The organism is Candidatus Electronema sp. TJ (genome assembly GCF_048287355.1).
GTDB lineage: Bacteria > Desulfobacterota > Desulfobulbia > Desulfobulbales > Desulfobulbaceae > Electronema.
The window spans coordinates 27,860-29,288 of the sequence record NZ_JBLWEP010000009.1 but is presented as its reverse complement, the minus strand read 5'-3'; the positions used below and the strand labels follow the sequence as shown (position 1 = coordinate 29,288).

Here is a 1,429-nt window from a genome sequence, read left to right as displayed (position 1 = left end):
TTTCCTGATGCTGAGGAGGAGCCAAGGCCGTGTCCGAAACTATCGCCCTGTCGCCTGAGTCCTACGGCCAGCGCCTGATCGCCCAGAAAAAGAAGCTCCTGCCTGCGCTGACAGCGGCCATTGAAGGCCGCGACGACAGCAGACGGGAGAAGCTGCAAATGGCTGTGACCGCCATCACCGAGGCCCTGACCTTTTTCAAGCAGAGCTACCGCAACGAGATGGCCTGCCGCAAAGGCGCACTGGCCGCGCTAGGCAAAGTGCAGAACATGCTCGACAAGGCCGATTACGATCTGGCCTGCGTTGATGTGCAGGCCAATGCCAGCACCGCCGAGGCCGAGCAGGTCTTGGACAAGCTGGTGGCCAAGGGCGGCAAAGTCGGGGCCTTTGCCGCCTTTCACAGCGGCAGGCTGGCCGAATGCCGGATGGACTTCAGCCGGGCGGCTCTTCGCTTTGACAAAGCCATCGAGCTGGACAAGAGCAATATTCATTACCTGAAGGCCGCCGGGCTGCTGGCCCGCAAGATGTACCAGCACAAAAAGGCACTGGCCTGCTTCTCAGCCATGGAGAAGCTGCTGCTGGGCAAGGAGGAGGCGGGCGCGGAACTGGCTGTCGCCCAGCGGGAGATCTGCTGCACCGCTCTGCTTTCCGGCCAGTCCGGCCCGGCCATGGACTACTGCAAGAAGGCGATGAACGGCATCGCCAAGCATCTGGGCAAAAGCCACCCGGAGCTGGGCATCTGCTGGTTCCTGCTCGGCCAGCTGCAAGAGAGCCAAGGCGAGTACGAGAAGGCCGACGCGCCGTACAAGCAGGCACTGGCGATCATGGACAAAACGGACAACGATATGATCCTTGCCGGTATCCTCGACAAGCTGGCTCGCCTGCACATGGAGCTGGAGGCGGAGTTCGAGGCTGTGCCGCTGCTGGAGCGGCTGCTGAAGATCAAGACCAAGTCGCCGAAGCCGGATCTGGCCGGGCTGATCATCATCTACACCCAGCTGGCCGAGGCCAGCCGCGTCTGCGGCAATTACGACCGCTCCGAGGAGTTCTACAAGCAGTCGCTGGCCGTGACCCAGAAGCTGCGCGGCAAGGATCATCCGGCAGTCGGCAGCATCTATCAGGAGCTGGCCAAGCTCTGCGACCGGCAGCGGAAAAAGGACGAGGCGAAGCAGTACAACGAGATGGCCTCCGCCCTCTTCAAGCGCGTCTTGGAGGCCCAGGAGGCGGCTGCGGCTGCGGCAGGAGGGCAGAGCGAAGACCGGCTGACGCTGTGATGTTTCCGCTACAGTGCCGAGGAAGAGGAGAGGCTTTCTCAGGAGGAGCGCGGCAGGCGCAGCACCGGGAGATGTGGCTTGGCACATCTCCTCAGATGTGGCCTGGCACATCGCTGCGATCAGGCCTAGCACATCTGTTGGATCAGGCGTAGCACATC

1 protein-coding gene is annotated in these 1,429 nt (G+C 62.4%); it reads left to right on the top strand.

Annotation, left to right across the window (positions count from 1 at the left end; genetic code table 11):
• Window positions 1–29 precede the first annotated feature (29 nt).
• Window positions 30–1,271: a tetratricopeptide repeat protein gene (locus ACNKID_RS01540; protein ID WP_417911670.1), complete on the top strand. Its 1,242-nt coding sequence runs from the start codon at window positions 30–32 to the stop codon at window positions 1,269–1,271.
• Window positions 1,272–1,429 lie beyond the last annotated feature (158 nt).